The sequence below is a fragment of the Corynebacterium sp. BF-R-2 genome (genome assembly GCF_024586525.1).
GTDB lineage: Bacteria > Actinomycetota > Actinomycetes > Mycobacteriales > Mycobacteriaceae > Corynebacterium > Corynebacterium singulare.
This window is the reverse complement of sequence record NZ_JAMFTP010000017.1, coordinates 22329-37994: the sequence shown is the minus strand read 5'-3', so window position 1 is coordinate 37994 and position 15666 is coordinate 22329. Positions and strand designations below refer to the sequence as shown.

General features: G+C 60.4%; 13 protein-coding genes. 6 read left to right on the top strand and 7 right to left on the bottom strand.

All coding sequences use genetic code 11. From position 1 onward, the window contains the following. Window positions 1-41: 41 nt before the first annotated feature. Window positions 42-2798 (top strand): pyruvate dehydrogenase (acetyl-transferring), homodimeric type, encoded by a 2757-nt coding sequence (gene aceE / locus M5J09_RS12210; protein ID WP_042531733.1) that lies wholly within the window; start codon window positions 42-44, stop codon window positions 2796-2798. 230 nt (window positions 2799-3028) lie between these two features. On the opposite strand, the gene M5J09_RS12205 is transcribed toward aceE, so the two are convergent. Further along, window positions 3029-4048, bottom strand: a complete 1020-nt coding sequence (locus M5J09_RS12205) for an alpha/beta fold hydrolase (RefSeq protein ID WP_070538367.1) — start codon at window positions 4046-4048, stop codon at window positions 3029-3031. Window positions 4049-4074: 26 nt separating this feature from the next. Between M5J09_RS12205 and M5J09_RS12200 the strand changes: the two genes are divergently transcribed. Beyond that, entirely contained in the window at window positions 4075-4377 is a 303-nt protein-coding gene (locus M5J09_RS12200) for an acyl carrier protein (protein WP_257158051.1), read from the top strand. Continuing rightward, complete coding sequence (locus tag M5J09_RS12195) at window positions 4374-5153, top strand: HAD-IIA family hydrolase (RefSeq protein ID WP_257158050.1); 780 nt, start codon at window positions 4374-4376, stop codon at window positions 5151-5153. Before M5J09_RS12200 ends, M5J09_RS12195 begins: the two co-directional genes overlap by 4 nt. Window positions 5154-5168: 15 nt before the next feature. On the opposite strand, the gene M5J09_RS12190 is transcribed toward M5J09_RS12195, so the two are convergent. The 3 genes from M5J09_RS12190 to M5J09_RS12180 all read right to left on the bottom strand — a co-directional run bounded on the left by M5J09_RS12190 (window position 5169) and on the right by M5J09_RS12180 (window position 7416). Next, window positions 5169-5603 (bottom strand): hypothetical protein, encoded by a 435-nt coding sequence (locus M5J09_RS12190; protein ID WP_257158049.1) that lies wholly within the window; start codon window positions 5601-5603, stop codon window positions 5169-5171. A 363-nt stretch (window positions 5604-5966) separates the two neighbouring features. Next, the gene (locus tag M5J09_RS12185; protein WP_257158048.1) at window positions 5967-6770 is read right to left on the bottom strand and encodes a serine hydrolase; all 804 of its coding nucleotides are present in this window, start codon (window positions 6768-6770) and stop codon (window positions 5967-5969) included. A gap of 10 nt (window positions 6771-6780) precedes the next feature. Beyond that, window positions 6781-7416, bottom strand: a complete 636-nt coding sequence (locus M5J09_RS12180; RefSeq protein WP_257158047.1) for an excalibur calcium-binding domain-containing protein — start codon at window positions 7414-7416, stop codon at window positions 6781-6783. A 154-nt stretch (window positions 7417-7570) separates the two neighbouring features. On the opposite strand from M5J09_RS12180, the gene M5J09_RS12175 reads away from it, so the two are divergent. Continuing rightward, window positions 7571-9211: an alkaline phosphatase gene (locus tag M5J09_RS12175; RefSeq protein ID WP_257158046.1), complete on the top strand. Its 1641-nt coding sequence runs from the start codon at window positions 7571-7573 to the stop codon at window positions 9209-9211. Between the two features lie 144 nt (window positions 9212-9355). On the opposite strand, the gene M5J09_RS12170 is transcribed toward M5J09_RS12175, so the two are convergent. The 3 genes from M5J09_RS12170 to M5J09_RS12160 are packed head-to-tail and all read right to left on the bottom strand — an operon-like array spanning window position 9356 to window position 13736. After that, window positions 9356-10972 carry a mechanosensitive ion channel family protein gene (locus M5J09_RS12170; protein ID WP_257158045.1) on the bottom strand — a complete coding sequence of 539 codons (1617 nt, stop codon included), beginning with the start codon at window positions 10970-10972 and terminating at the stop codon, window positions 9356-9358. 51 nt (window positions 10973-11023) lie between these two features. Further along, the gene (locus tag M5J09_RS12165) at window positions 11024-12622 is read right to left on the bottom strand and encodes an ABC transporter substrate-binding protein (protein ID WP_257158044.1); all 1599 of its coding nucleotides are present in this window, start codon (window positions 12620-12622) and stop codon (window positions 11024-11026) included. A 46-nt stretch (window positions 12623-12668) separates the two neighbouring features. Next, window positions 12669-13736: a trimeric intracellular cation channel family protein gene (locus M5J09_RS12160; protein WP_042533360.1), complete on the bottom strand. Its 1068-nt coding sequence runs from the start codon at window positions 13734-13736 to the stop codon at window positions 12669-12671. A gap of 618 nt (window positions 13737-14354) precedes the next feature. Between M5J09_RS12160 and M5J09_RS12155 the strand changes: the two genes are divergently transcribed. Together M5J09_RS12155 and M5J09_RS12150 are read left to right on the top strand one after the other, a co-directional pair. Continuing rightward, a complete protein-coding gene (locus M5J09_RS12155) occupies window positions 14355-14855 on the top strand; it encodes a hypothetical protein (RefSeq protein ID WP_257158043.1) in 501 nt (166 codons plus the stop codon). A 289-nt stretch (window positions 14856-15144) separates the two neighbouring features. Continuing rightward, window positions 15145-15666 carry a DUF4365 domain-containing protein gene (locus tag M5J09_RS12150; protein WP_257158042.1) on the top strand — a complete coding sequence of 174 codons (522 nt, stop codon included), beginning with the start codon at window positions 15145-15147 and terminating at the stop codon, window positions 15664-15666.

Below are 15666 nucleotides of genomic sequence, written 5' to 3'. Positions count from 1 at the left end.
TCCTTGTGACAGATCTTTGTACCCCGAACCAGGAGGATTCAATGGCTGATTTGGACGCTGTCAACGGCGACTCCAACTTCCCCATCGTCCGCGATGGTGTAGCCGCGTACCTGCACGACTCCGACCCGGAGGAGACCCGCGAGTGGATGGATTCCCTCGACGGTCTGCTTGATTCTTCCGATCCGGAACGTGCCCGCTACCTGATGCTACGCCTTCTTGAGCGTGCCACCGCCAAGCGTGTTCCACTGCCGTCCCTGACGTCTACGGACTTCGTTAATACCATCCCGACCTCCCTCGAGCCGGAATTCCCCGGCGACGAGGAGCTAGAGAAGCGCTACCGTCGTTGGATCCGCTGGAACGCCGCCATCATGGTGCACCGCGCACAGCGTCCGGGCATTGGCGTTGGTGGCCACATTTCCACCTACGCTGGCGCTGCCCCGCTCTATGAGGTTGGCCTGAACCACTTCTTCAAGGGCAAGGACGATCCGTCCGGCGGTGACCAGATCTTCTTCCAGGGCCACGCCTCCCCGGGCGTCTACGCCCGCGCCTTCATGGAAGGCCGCTTGACTGAAGAGGACATGGACAGCTTCCGCCAGGAGCACTCCCGCGGTGAGAATAAGGGCCTGCCTTCGTACCCGCACCCACGCCTGATGCCGGACTTCTGGGAGTTCCCAACTGTTTCCATGGGTCTTGGCCCGATTAATGCTATCTACCAGGCTCGTTTCAACAAGTACCTGGAGACCCGCGGCATCAAGGACACCTCCAAGCAGCACGTGTGGGCCTTCCTCGGTGACGGTGAGATGGATGAGCCGGAGTCCCGTGGTCTGCTACAGATGGCGTCCCTCTATGAGCTGGACAACCTCACCTTCGTGGTGAACTGTAACCTGCAGCGCCTGGACGGCCCGGTGCGCGGTAACACGCAGATTATCCAGGAGCTGGAGTCCTTCTTCCGTGGCGCCGGCTGGTCCGTCATCAAGGTCGTGTGGGGCCGCGGTTGGGACAAGCTTCTCGACGCTGACAAGGAAGGCGCCCTTGTCAACATCATGAACACCACGTCGGATGGTGACTACCAGACCTTCAAGGCCAACGATGGCGCCTACGTGCGTGAACACTTCTTCGGCCGCGATGAGCGCACGCTCAAGCTGGTTGAGGACATGACCGATGATGAGATCTGGGCACTGCGCCGTGGTGGCCACGACTATCGCAAGATCTACGCTGCGTATGACAAGGCTCTGAGCTACGCCGGCACCGGCCGCCCGACCGTCATCCTGGCCCACACCATTAAGGGCTACGGCTTGGGCCACAACTTCGAAGGCCGTAACGCTACCCACCAGATGAAGAAGCTGACGCTGGAGGATCTCAAGCTCTTCCGCGATAAGCAGGGTATCCCGATTTCGGATGAGCAGCTTGAGGCTGATCCGTACCTGCCGCCCTACTACCACCCGGGTCCGGAGACTCCGGAAATCAAGTACATGCTGGAGCGTCGTAAGGAGCTCGGTGGCTTCCTGCCGGAGCGCCGCGAGAACTTCACCACGCTGACCACCCCGGATCTGTCCAAGCTGCGCTCGGTGCGTAAGGGCTCGGGCAAGCAGGATGTGGCCACGACCATGGCTCTGGTTCGAACCTTCAAGGAGCTCATGCGTGACAAGGAGCTGGGCAAGCGCGTTGTGCCGATCATCCCGGATGAGGCCCGCACCTTCGGTATGGACTCCTGGTTCCCGACCTTGAAGATTTGGAACCCACGCGGCCAGAACTACGTGCCTGTGGACCATGACCTCATGCTCTCCTACCGCGAGGCTACTGACGGCCAGATCCTCCACGAAGGTATTTCTGAAGCCGGCGCTGCCGCGTCCTTCACCGCCGCTGCAACCTCCTACGCCACCCAGGGCGAGGCCATGATTCCGCTGTACATCTTCTACTCGATGTTCGGCTTCCAGCGCACCGGCGATGCCTTTTGGGCCGCCGGCGACCAGCTGGGCCGCGGCTTCATCATCGGTGCTACTGCCGGCCGCACCACCCTGACCGGTGAGGGCCTGCAGCACATGGATGGTCACTCCCCGATCCTGGCATCGACCAACCCAGCGGTTGAGGTCTACGACCCAGCCTTCGGCTACGAAATTGCTCACCTTGTTCCGCGCGGTATCGAGCGCATGTACGGCGAAGACAACGAGCCGATCATGTACTACATCACCGTGTACAACGAGCCGGTGAAGCAGCCGGCCGAGCCGGAGAACCTCGACGTCGAGGGCCTGCACAAGGGTATTTACCACTACAACACCGCCGAGTCCGGCTCCATCCCGGCCAACATCCTGGCCTCCGGTGTCGGTGTCTATGAGGCGCTGCGTGCCCAGGAAATCCTGGCCGAGCAGTTCGACGTCAAGGCTTCGCTGTTCTCCGTCACCTCGTGGGTCAACCTGGCCCGCGATGGCGCTGCCCGCAACAAGGAGGCCCTGCAGAAGGGCAGCACCCCGACCGAGGCTTTCGCCACCTCCCAGCTCAAGGGCTTCGAGGGGCCGTACATCGGTGTCTCCGACTTCGCCACGGACCTGCAGGAGCAGATTCGCCCCTACGTGCCGGGCGAGTACATCGTCCTGGGCACGGACGGCTTCGGCTTCTCCGATACCCGTGAGGGCGCTCGCCGCTTCTTCAACAATGACGCCGAGTCCATCGTCGTCGCCGTCCTCGAGGGCCTGGCTCGCGAGGGCAAGGTGGAGCGTAGCGTCGTGGAGCAGGCTGCCCGCGACCTGAAGATCGATGACCCGACGGCTACCTTCGCCGCCTCCTCCGATGAGGACTAAGTCTTAGGGCTAAAAGCTTCACGCCCTCCAGCCCCTTCTGTCCCGCTTCGGGCAGAAGGGGCATTCTCATGCTCAAAGCCACAACGGCAACTGCCCTACCTGACAATTTTTCTTCCAAAAATTGAGGCAGGGGCGACAACTTTGGCAGATAGGGCAGTTCAGCCACCGCGCGGGGCTCGGCCGCCAACAGCAAAGGGCACGACCGCTATCAGCAAAGGGCTCAGCCGCCGTCAGCGGGAACTAGCGAGCACACGGTCAAGGACACGGCCCAGCGCCTTAGAGACCTCGAGTGGTTCCTCCAGGATGACCATGTGGCCGGCACCCTCGATAGCGGTAAACGTCGCCGCGGGCCAATGCCGAGCAATGACCTCGGACTGGCGCTTCGGGGTGACGATGTCATAGTTGCCCACGACGATTTCCCCTTGGATATCACGGAGCCGAGCCGCCGCACCGAACTCGGAGTGCTCCACCAAGTCATCAAAAAAGCCAGCGTAGCTCGACATCGGCGTGTCGAGCAGCATGGAGACGTGGAACTGCAGGCTGTCCATCTGCGGGAAACCTTGCAGGAGTGCGGCGAACGCGGGTGTGACCACCGCTGCTGCCTCGAAGCGCGCGCGATTCATGCGATCGGGAAGGCGCAGGCAGGCACTGTAGATCGCACCGAGGGTCCGCGATTCCAACATGCGGGCCATTCCCTCGGCAGCAAAGCGCTGCATCGACGTTGAGACCAACAGCATTCCCTCGATGCGCTGGGCCACCTGACGTGGGGCACGCCGCAGAAGATTGAGCGCAATCATGCCGCCCATGGAGTGGCCCATCACCACCAGCGGCCCAGTTGCGGCGCGCTCAGCAATAACTGCGAGAACATCATCGGCTGCGCCCCGCACGGTGCACTCAGAGGGAGCGACGTGGGTGGAGCGGCCGTGGCCGCGGACATCGACAAGCAAACAACGCACCGAGGGATAGTTTGCGCGGACATCCGCAACCTGCGAATAGAAGCTCTCCGCCGACAAACAGTAACCGTGAATAAAGACCGCGGTTACCTCGGCATCCGCTGGCCCGACTTCATACCAGGCCACGCGCACGCCCTCGTTGTCCACGAAGCCAGTGGCGCTGACCTGCGTCAAACCAGGCTCGGTAGTGAGATCATGCAGTTGGGAATGGACGCCGTGCTCAACGCGGCGCATCTGCGGGCGAACGCGGCGCGCCCAGCTGCGGGCGATTGCGGAGGAGCGTGCTCGAATAATCATGACATTTCAATACTAGACTGATACATATGGCTAACGACCTTTCCGCACAACTGGCCGCCCGCTTTGGCTCCGAGCCGGCCGAGGACACCGATTCTGCTTCCGCTGGCGATACCTATGGTGAGCTCACCCGCCTTATCACGAAAGTCACGGGAATTGAGGAGGGCTTGGAGCGCGACGCCCTCTTGGAAGACCTTGGGGTGGAGTCGCTTGAGCGCATTGAGCTGGCCATTCGCCTTGAGGAAGCCTGCGGGGTGCGGCTGACTGAAGAAACAATGCTCTCCGTGAAGACGGTGGGCGAACTTGCTAATTATTTGGAGGAACACTCGTGATTTCTTATCTCTCCGACATGGACGGCGTGCTCATCAAGGAAGGAGATATGATTCCCGGCGCGGATAAGTTCATCCAGGCGCTGAAGGATAATGACATCGAGTACATGGTGCTGACTAACAACTCAATGTCGACCCCGCGGGATCTTTCCGCCCGCCTTAAGAACACTGGCTTGGACATCCCGGCAGAGCGTATTTGGACCTCGGCCACGGCCACCGCGGCTTTCCTCTCGAACCAGGCGGGCCTGTCTACCGCCTATGTGGTGGGCGAGTCGGGCTTGACCACCGCGCTGCACGAAGCAGGCTGGATTCTCAATGAAACGGAGGCAGACTTCGTGGTGTTGGGTGAGACGCGCACCTACTCCTTTGAGGCCATCACGACGGCCATCAACCTCATCCGCAATGGCGCTCGCTTCATTGCCACGAACCCCGACGTCACTGGCCCCGCACCGCAGGGAGTGCTGCCGGCTACGGGTGCCGTGGCCGCGCTCATCACAGCGGCGACCAACCGCGAGCCCTACTATGTGGGCAAGCCCAACCCGGTCATGATGCGCAGCGCTCTGAACAACATTGGCGCGCACTCGGAGAACACCGTGATGATTGGTGACCGGATGGATACTGACGTCAAGTCAGGCCTTGAGGCAGGCATGCGCAGTATCCTCGTGCGCTCTGGCATCAGTGATGACCGCGAGATTGAGCGCTACCCGTACCGCCCGACGCGCATCATCGATTCCGTGGCGGACCTCTCGGAGCACATCCTCGATCCTTTTCAGGACTAGGGCTGTGAAACGAGCCTAGAGCGCGCGCTGGACTGCACCTTTAAAGCCGTACTCCCCTGCCAGCATCTCTACTGCGCGGCCTAGGGCTTCCAGCTCGCTGGGCGTGCCGGTAAGGACCTGGCGGCAGCCGATGCCCACGCTGGGGCCACCGCCGAGCGTCATTCCACTCACCGGGTCCCAGTCGGCATCACGGCGCCAACGGGTACACCACTGCGCGGTGAGTGGGTCATCGCCCGGCACGATGAATTCGCTCTCGCTGCGGATGCAGCGCGCCATGGCACGCTCGATAGCCGGGCGCAGGCCGCGGGGCATGCCCGAAATCTGCAGGACCGCTGTGCCGACTTCACCGCAGGCGCGGTTGGGCCAGCTTTCTGCGGGGCTAACGACAGGGCTCGCTGACGTGGCCGGCGCAGATGCGTCGGCGTGCTGCGGGTGAACGCGTAGATTCACTCCTTTGTCTCCTTTGACGTCCGTGTGATGGCACGCCGGCCTGCGCCGACGCAAGACGAGCTTCGTCTTCCCCTACGAACTTGCCTTCATCACGCCACACGCTGAGCTCAACCTTGGGCCAAGCCGCACGTGGCTTCGGTGCGTCTGAGTTGCTCACAATTTTCCTCCGCCACTTAAGCCTCAACAACCCTCAACCTGCACTTAAGCCCCCGCTGTCTCAATCTCACCTTGAGACTTCTCCCCCGAAATCCGCCACACGAATCACTTTCGCAACACTAGTGTTCATATGCACCAGCCACGTGCCGCCGCCACAGGCACCCCACTACCCCCGTTGCGCCCTCAGTCGGCCACGGCACGGCATAGCTACTGCGCCTGGCACTCCTCCCAGATCGCCGTGTTAGCCTCCGCCCACAGCGGCTTGCACCAGTCCCCAAAATCACGGTCAGTCAGCGCCACCATGGCCCAGTCACCGGCAACCCAAAGGTAAGTGCCACTCATGCCGAAGTGCCCCACGGCGTCAGTTGGCAGGCCACCCATCCACTGTTCCTTCTCCCCATGGATCTCAAAGCCCAGTCCCCACGTGCAGTCCTTAAAGCTGCCATAGCCTGGCACGATGCCGCGCAGTCCGGGGAACTGTACGCTGCGCATCTCGTCGACAGTGGAGGGAGCAAGCAGCTGCGGGGACTGCACCTCACGGGCAAAGACCGCGAGATCATTAACGGTGGAAACCACACCGTGGCCCGCCGAACCTTCGAGGGTGGTCGCGCTCATTCCCAGCGGGGCGCACACTCCCTCCGCAAGGTAGTCAGGGAAAGAAAAGTCGGTGGCCTTCTCCACCACCTCAGCGGCCCACTCATAGCCCGCCGAAGAGTAAATGCGCCGCTTTCCCACCGGCTTCTGAAGTTCACGCGAATCGAAGCCCACGCCCGAAGCATGCGCGAGCAGGTGGCGCAGCGTGGAGCCTTCCGGGCCAGCGGGCTGATCCAGCTCCACCGCGCCTTCTTCCACGGCCACCATCACCCCATAGGCAGCCACAAGCTTGGTCACCGACGCTACTGGGAAGCGGCGTGTGGCATCACCCACCTGCTCCACCACGTCGCCGCGGTGCAGCAATGCACCGGCAACGGTGTCGACGGGCCACGATTCAATGGAAGAAAAAGCGCTCATGCGCTCTAGCTTAACGAGGATCCCTCTCGCAGCCTACGCCATCACCATCCCTGTCAAACTTCGAGCGGAAGCCCGGATCGCTCGGGTAAATCGGACGACCGAGTGCATTCCACACATCGAGGCAACGACCATAGTAAGCCGGTGCTGGCTGCGGAGCAGGCGCCGGTGCGGGAGCAGGCTTTGGAGCGGGTGCCGGGGCTGGTGCGGGCGCAGGGGCAGGAGCCGGTTCAGGCTTCGGTGCCGGCGCAGGGGCTGGGGCTGGTGCGGGCGCTGGGGCGGGAGCGGGAGCAGGAGCCTGTGGAGAGGGAATTACGCCGGGAAGCGGATTCGGGATAATGCCCTGCTGAACCGCCCAGAACACGCCTCCGGCGGCGGCTGCGAGTACTGCCGCAGCAATGCCCACGCCGAGGGCGATCTTCTCCCCCTGAGAAGACTGCTGCTCCTCAGCATCAGATGCGTCGTCCTTAGCGGGGGACTCGAAGCTCGAGGTAGAGGTTGGGTCAGCATCGGACTCAGGGACAGTAGAGGCCGGAGCGACAACCTCCGCGTCGACAGCACCAGTCTCTGCATGAGCAGGGACCACGGCGAAAAGAGACAGTGAAACAGAAACAGAAGCGGCGAGAACCGCGCGAGAGAACTTTGTCATAAGTACTTGTTATATCCCGTAACACCGCCGCCGAGGAAATCTCACTACCCCGGGGGTAAAGCTCACGTAACGCTCCGGGAAACGGCGTTTAACCAGCGAGCGAATTCTCGCGCCCCAAGTTGCGGAGACGCTTCAGGGGAGAAACCTTTGAAACATGCGCCGTTCCTTCTCTCGTCGCCGCCTCCTGCACGCCACCGGCCTGGCCACCGCCACGGCCGCTTCACTCGCCGCATCCTCCGCCTCCGCAGCAGATCCGAACGCTTCCGCCTCCCTCGGCTTGGTCGAGCCGCCGGAGGGACAGCTCCCCTTCGTGCACGGAGTGGCCTCGGGAGATCCGATTCCGGATTCGGTCATTTTATGGACGCGCGTAACACCCACGGAGGAGGCCCTTCCTGGCAGCGGCGTGGGCCCAGCAGTCACCGTGGAATGGGAAGTGGCCCGGGATGAGGGGATGGGGGACGTCGTCAAGCGTGGCCACGCCCAAGCCACCGCGGACCATGACCACACCGTCCATGTGGACCCGCACGGCCTCGAGCCGGACACGGTGTATTTTTACCGCTTCCTCGTAGACGGTGCCTCCTCCCCTATTGGACGCACCAAGACCGCACCCGCCGCGAATGCCTCCCCGGACAAGCTCACCTTTGGCGTGGCCTCGTGTGCCAATTGGGAGTCCGGTTTCTTCAGCGCCTACCGGGACATCGCACAGCGAGCCCGCGGTGGGCAGCTGGACTACATGGTCTTTTTGGGTGATTACATCTACGAGTATCGCTCCGGCGCCTACTCCGGTTTCGGGCCGGTTCGCCTGCACCACCCAGCACACGAGATTACAACGCTGGCGGATTACCGCACGCGCTACGGACGCTACCGTACCGACCCGGACTTGCAGGAAGCCCATGCAGCGCTGCCGTGGGTCGTGGTGTGGGATGACCACGAGATAGCTAACGATAACTGGGCCGGTGGCGCTGAGAACCACAGCCCCGCCACGGAAGGCAGCTGGGCCGCGCGACAGTCAGCGGCAATGCGCGCCTACTTCGAGTGGATGCCTGTGCGCGCCACCGCGCCATCCGAGGCTGGGCATCTCTACCGTTCCCTCACCTTCGGTGACTTGGTAGAGCTGACCATGATGGACCTGCGCACCTACCGCGATGAGCAGGTGTCCTGGAATCCCGTGGCTTTCGCCCAAGAGGGCCGCTCAATGCTGGGCTCGGAGCAGTACGAGTGGCTGTTGGGCAAGATTGAGACCTCGCAGGCCACGTGGAAAGTGCTGGGCAATTCCGTCATGTTCGCCCCACTCAATCTCATATCTCTACAGGAGAACTCCATGACGGCGCAGGTGGCTGCGGCACTGACGGACAACATCACCAGTATCCCCATCAACGGTGACCAGTGGGATGGGTACTCCGCCGAACGCCGTGCGCTTATCGACGCCCTCCCCACCCACACCCTTTTTCTCACCGGTGACATTCACACCGAATGGGCCCACGCCATCACTACAGGCAGCCGAGTTGTGGGGGCCGAAATGGTCTGTGCGTCCGTCTCGGCGCCCAATATCAATGAGGCACTCAACCTGCGACAGGGAAACACCGTCTCACAGACCGCACAGCAGCTCCTCCGCGCAGCGAACCCGCACTGCTATCACGTGGACTTGGACAGCCACGGCTACAGCTTTGTCACCATCACCCGCGAGGAGGCACAGATGCACTGGCTGCGAGTGGAGGACCTGCTTAAACCCGGTTCCCCGGTTCACGAGGCGGTCTCGATGACATTCAAACCAGGCGTTGGTTTCGTGTCATAGTCCTCGCTGGCGTTAACGAATGCGCCACGAGTAGCGATAAACACAATGTAGCGCTTCACCGCGTTGCATCCCTATCACTCATATTTCTCATGTGCTCTCCCGAGCGTCTCTCACAGAGCCGCGTTCACCTAGGGAGTTCCCCGCTTAGTTCGCAGGGGCTGACTCGACGGTGTCGGTGGACGCGGCGGTGTCTGGGGAAATCGATTCCACGGTATCCGTCACATCGCCCGTGCGTGACCCGTCATCTCCTTCAGTAACCGCAGGTGTGGCTGCTGTGTCACCGTCGTGCGCCTCCTCTGGTCGTGGAGCCACAGACGACTCGTTGCGTGGGGAGGATTTTGCACCGTTTTCTGTGCCTTCTTCCCTGTCACTCGCAGTGGGCTCCGCTGCTGGTGCGTCGTCCTGCGAGGCCTCGCGTGGGGCTGTTTCAGGCGCGGTCTGCTGCTCCGAGGACTCAGCCGCGGTGGCAATTTCATTCATCCACCGCGAGGGCGACAGCCAGCCCGCATCCACGCCATCCGGGTTTGCTGACGCGAGCAGCAATGCGCCAACAACAGCAAGCCCGGCACATAGGCCGGTCGTGGACGCGCGTACTCGTCCGCCTATGGTCCAGAAATAGTCCCACTTGTTCTTTGGGTGATCTGCGCGCCAAATTCCGCGAGTGTGCTCATCCGGCTCGTCTTCCTTGTCGCGCCCCGAATAAGCTGGGCGGCCTGGCCCATTGTCAGTGCTCATGTCCGTATTCGCTACAGCCCCCGCTACCGCCTGCGATGCCTCCCCCGAATCCTCACGTTCAGCAGCGGCATGCTGGTTCGTGGTCGGCACAGAGCTAGTCATCGACGCCTCAGCGTGGGCATCACTGCCCGTCGATGTGCTCGCGGAGTTTGTCGCCGTGCGATCCAAGGGGAACTCATCCGGAATGGCCTCTGGGTGGGGGAGCTTGTACAGATCCCAGAAGGACGCGAGCAGCGCCGAGCGGATCGCACGTTCAACTGCCCACTGGCGGGCAGGGTTGACCCGCACGAGGACACGGTACTTCACCTGCCAGGGTTGACCGGCAACGGTCGGCGCCACAATTCCGGTAGCGGGAAGCACATCGAGTTCACCATCCACGTCATCACGAATATCCGGTGTGCGGATGGCGTGCTCCGAAATCTTTTCCACTCGAGCCGTAATGTCAGGAAGGCTGTCTCCCTCATGGACCGGGATGGCGATGTCCACCACCGCACGGGACCACTCCTGGGAATAGTTTGTTACCACGCCTGCTGAACCGTTGGGCACCATAACCACCTCGCCGGTGGGAGTGCGCACCGTCGTCGTTCGCAAAGTCAAGGACACAACGGTTCCCTCCACGCCCGTCACGCCATCGAAGCTCACATAATCTCCGACGCCGAACTGCTTCTCCGAGAGAATGAAGAAGCCGGCAAGGAAATCACCGATGATTTTCTGCGCACCGAAACCGACCGCGGCTGAGACCACGGTTGCGGGGATGGCCGCACCGAGTGCAGGTACGCCCAGGTTGGCGAGTGCAGCCACGACGAGAAGAAAATACGCCACGGCTTGGGCAACGTAGACCAGAGCGCCTGCCAAGGCTAAGCGCGCCTTGGTTGATTCCTCATTCTCATCCAAGCGGGATTCGATAACCCGCACTGCCAGCCGTCCCACGCGGGGGATAAGAAGCACGGTGAGCAGCATGCCCAGTAGCGGCAGACCATGATCGATGAAGGCCTGCCAGAAGGTGAAAAAGTAGTACCTCAGCATTTCACTAACTCTAGCCGCGCAGCCTGCCAGAAGCCTTGGAAGAAGAAGCGACTACGTGCGGTGAATGAGATAATAGTTCGGCGTGGGCTTCCACGTGTAGCTAGCAGGAGCAATGTCCTTGCCATAGGCCCCAAGTGCCTTTGAGGTCCACAGCGGAATCGCCGGCATAGCGTCCACCAGAAGATCCTGGGCCTGCGCGTAGTACTCGTGGGCCTCAGCCTTGGTAGCGGCCTTGCCGGCTTTCTTTAGCAGATCATCGAATTCGCCGTTGCTAAATCCGGACTCATTTGCCGCCGAGTACGACGCAAACAGTGGTGCGAGGAAGGAAGATTCATCCGGGTATTCTGCCTGCCACACGGTGCGGAAGGCTCCCGTGATGTGGCGCGCAGTGACTTCTTGGCGCATATCCTTGAATGTTTCCAAGGGACGACCTTCACAGGGCACGCCGAGGGTATCCGTCATCTGTTGAGCTACAGCTTCGACCCACTTCTGGTGGCTGCCATCCAGGTTATAGGCAATGCTGAAGGTCCCTTCAAAGGGATCCATTTTCTCTGCCTTCTCCCAGAGTTCGCGGGCCTTTTCCGGCTGGTAGGTCAGCGCCTCGGCGTCGGTGGGTGCGGGTGGCATCGTGCCATGAAGTGGTGCGACGAAGCCATTGGCCGGGATTACGGTGTCGTAGAAGACCTCGCGGGCCAGCTTCTCACGGTCCACTGCCATAGACAGGGCGCGTCGGCGCAGACGGCCTGCCTCGCCGCGGAAGTTCGAGGCATTAGCCGGGATGGTGATTTCCATCATGGACCCCACCGGCTTGCTTACTGCCTGGGAACCCAACTCATCTTCGAAGGTGGCCAGCTTGGAATCAGGGATCTGGACAAGCACGTCCAGATTCCCTGCCACCAAGTCCTTGTAAGCGTGATCCTCGGAGGGATAGATTACAAACTTGATTCCCTCGTTCTGCGGGGTACGCGGCCCCTCATAGCGAGGATTCGGCACGATTGTGAGAGCTTCTTCGCGTTCCCACGAGACCAACATGTAGGGCCCGTTGCCGATGGGATCCGTGCCGCGCTCTGTCAGCTGATTTTGATCCTCAGAGCGCATGGGGAAGAAGACGGAGTAGCCCAAGCGCTCGAGGAAACCCGCGGTGGGGCGAGAGAGCTCAATGCGGAAGGACTTCTTCCCCGTCACGCTCAAGCCGCGCATGGTTTGCTGCCCCTCGTGGAACCCCAGGATGGGCTCGAAATTATAGGCCGACTGCAATGACTGGCGTACAGCCGTATTCCACGTATCAACGAAGTCTCGGGCGTCAACCTCCGAGCCATCGGAAAACACTGCGTCATCCCGGATGACCACGTCATAGATCGTGTCGTTGACTTGGGTGACGGACTCCGCCATGTCATAGTGCGGGTTGCCGTCCTTGTCCAAATACATCAGGCCGGAGTACACCAAGTTGATGATGGTCTGACCCGGAACGTCATTGGAGTCTGCCGGGATGAGGGAATTTTGGGGTTCGGAGATATCGGTCGTAATAAGGTCTAGTCCTGAAGTGTCGACGTGTGCGGACTCATCCGCGCAGCCTGTAACGGCCGTCGCGCCGACGCACGTCACGGCCAGAGCTAACACTACGCTGAGACCGGACCGGACAGATCGCACCCTTGACTCCTTTCTTCCGCACCCATTTTAACCTATTTTTCAGGTTTTAATTATCTCGGTTCTCGTAGCGATGCATAAGTTTCTCAACCAGCTCATCTGTAAGCTTCTCATCGGCCAAGATTCGGTCCAGAAGTTCGCGCGGCGAAGGCCCTTCGCTGTTCTGGGCATCGTAGGAATCACCGCTAAGGTCTACACCGAAATCAGAGTGGGCGTCAGAAGAAGCTGCCGCCATCTCTGCAGACATCTCGGCGACTTCCTCATTGAAGGAATCGAGGAACTCTGAGGCGTCGATAGTCGCGTCTGCTCGGCGCTTACCCGCGCGCACCTCACGTTCAATACGTCGCTGCAGTGCTTTCTCCATCTGGTTATGCCGCCACGCACGGAGCTTGGTCGGCTCCAGACGACGGCCCACAGCGCGGCCCTTGTTCTCCGCCTTGCGCGCCATCACCATGACATACGCAGCAGTGTCATTAACCGGCGCCCACTCTTGACGGGCAGGAATGCGCCAGCCTACCCAGATGCCCAGCATGGTCAGCACAAAGGACACGATTGGGCCCAAGATGACACCGTAGGCCAAGAACCCGGTGGCATCCGCCCCCAGCACCACCAGTGCACACGCCACTGCGGGGATAACAGTCGGTGTGTTGTCACCAAAGACTGCCGGTTCACGGCCCATCGCAATGTCACGAATCATGGAGCCGCCAGTCGCTGTGAACACACCCATCATGATGCAGGGAATAAAGGGCAGGCCGTAGGCAATGGCCTTGAGCGCGCCTGTCGACGCCCACAGTGCCGACACCACCGCATCACCATGGGATTGCACATAATCCCAGGTCTTGCCCTTGAAATAGACAAAGCGCGCGATGATTGCGCCTGTAAAGGCCAAGTAAAGGTACTCCGGCTGACTCATCGCCGCCACGGTGCCGCGGTTGATGAGCACGTCACGGATCATGCCTCCGCCCAGGGAGGAGAACATCGCGATGAAGAAGAAACCCACGATGTCGTAGCCGCGCTGGCGGGCAATGGTGCCGCCGATCATGCCCATGAGAAGGACTCCGATGATGTCGGACCAGTAATACAGCGACTCGATTAACGGGTCCATCTCAACACTCATGTGGGTTATGGTAACTGCTTATCCACAGATTCTCGCATTGAGGTTCACCACGCCCACCAGCGTTGCCTGTGCGCTCCACAGCGCGCCTGAAAGTGGGGCCACCCCGCATCCCACCCCCGTGTCCGACGCATCTGCTTCAATGCATGATGACGAGGATGACGGCACCGTCATTGACGGTGGGATGAAAGCATCCCGCACGTCGCTGACTCATCCCCCGACGAGCAGGCTGAGCGCGAGAAACGAGGTGAAGATTTGATTGATTAACGTTGACGCCCTGATTGATGTGGCGCAGGCCCGGGGCTACCGAATCCGGTGGCACCACGGCGGGCCAAAAGCAGCATGGGTGCCCCACAAACGCACCATCACGCTGCGTGTCGGGATGGATGACGTCACCACCCTATGCTCCCTAGACCACGCACACTACAGTCACCCGCCCGGACACTATGGGGCGTAGGAGCGCCAGGCCGACGAGTTCGCCGCAAGGCTTCTCATCTCCCCCGTCGATTACGCACTTGCTGAGCGCCTCCACGGCCCGCACCCCGCGGCAATAGCCCACGAGCTCGGCATCACCATCCACCTCACCACAATCTGGAAATCTCTCTATGAAAGGCAAGCAGCATGACTTCGCCAAGCTCTCCATATCACTCGCAGCAAATCCCCGCCAAGCCCCCAAAGAGGCCCTTTTATAGGCGTTGGTGGTTCTGGCTCCTCGTAGCCCTCGGCGTCATCATTGCAGCACTCGCAATACTCCTACTCACTAGCCGGGCGGACGGCTTCGCAAACGAGGAAACTAAACGCGAAACCTGGGAGGCGTACAAGTGCGACGCTTATGGCCGGATAGATGCAGCGATAGAAGGGACGTCTATCTTTGTTGAACTTAGCGCGGGAGACATACCCGACGAGGAGCGTGACGAGGCAATCCACTGGTCAACCGAGCTACAGATAAAAGGTCACAATAAGACCGTTGGGGACATAATCGAGCGGACAAACACCCCGCAAACCACCAATATGTGCACCGGCTGGCTCTGGGAACGCCAAAAGAAGCGTGAAGACTTCTGGCGCGAGTACGAAGAGTTCACTATAGATGATGCCCGGGATAGCGGGGTGGTCACAGACTAGAACGTAGGTATGCCTTCGCGGAGCTGAGCTCGAAACGCGAAGGCGTCCTGGGCCCAACCGGGGGATTGTGGGCCCGACAACAGGATAAAGCATGACCGCCCGCGGCGCTCGCCAACGGCAATACCTCCAGTTTCAGTGAGTAGCATTCGACATTTCTTGGCCCCATTCCCTTGCCGTGTAAGGCGGATAATTAAAGCCTAAGCATTAAAATATTCGTGTTCCTGCACACAACTCACCGATACAGGGTATCGTTCTCAACGAAACTACACCTCTATCTCCGTAGGTTTTAATGCTCCTAACCACCAACCCGCCATCGGCAGCTAAGGAAGACTTAAGCGTCGCCTACATGACGCAACTCGCGGCAAACCACGGAGTAAACTTTTCCAAACGTGATAAAGACTTCATCGCCATTGACGGATCCGTAGAATTCGCAGAAGCAGACTTACGAATACAGCTCAAAACCACAGCCGAAGAGAAATACTGGAACGATTCCTTCAGCTACTATCTAGAACCAAAGTGGCTCAAAAAATGGAGCCAAAACCTTTTACCGACAATGCTGGTTGTCCTAACCGTCAACTCCCCACTCGACGATAAGAGAGCCCACACGCCATTCTTTGAGATAAACGAAGACAATTACCTAGTTCGTGGTCGAGCTTACTGGCTTCGGGTCGACGATATAGCTCAAGAGCACGTCGCAAACAGCGAAAAAGGAAAAACCGTATTATTCAACCAATCAAACCGAATAGACGACACGACGCTTAACCATTGGCATGAAATACTACTAGAGAACTACGGCAGGAAGGAGGTGTAG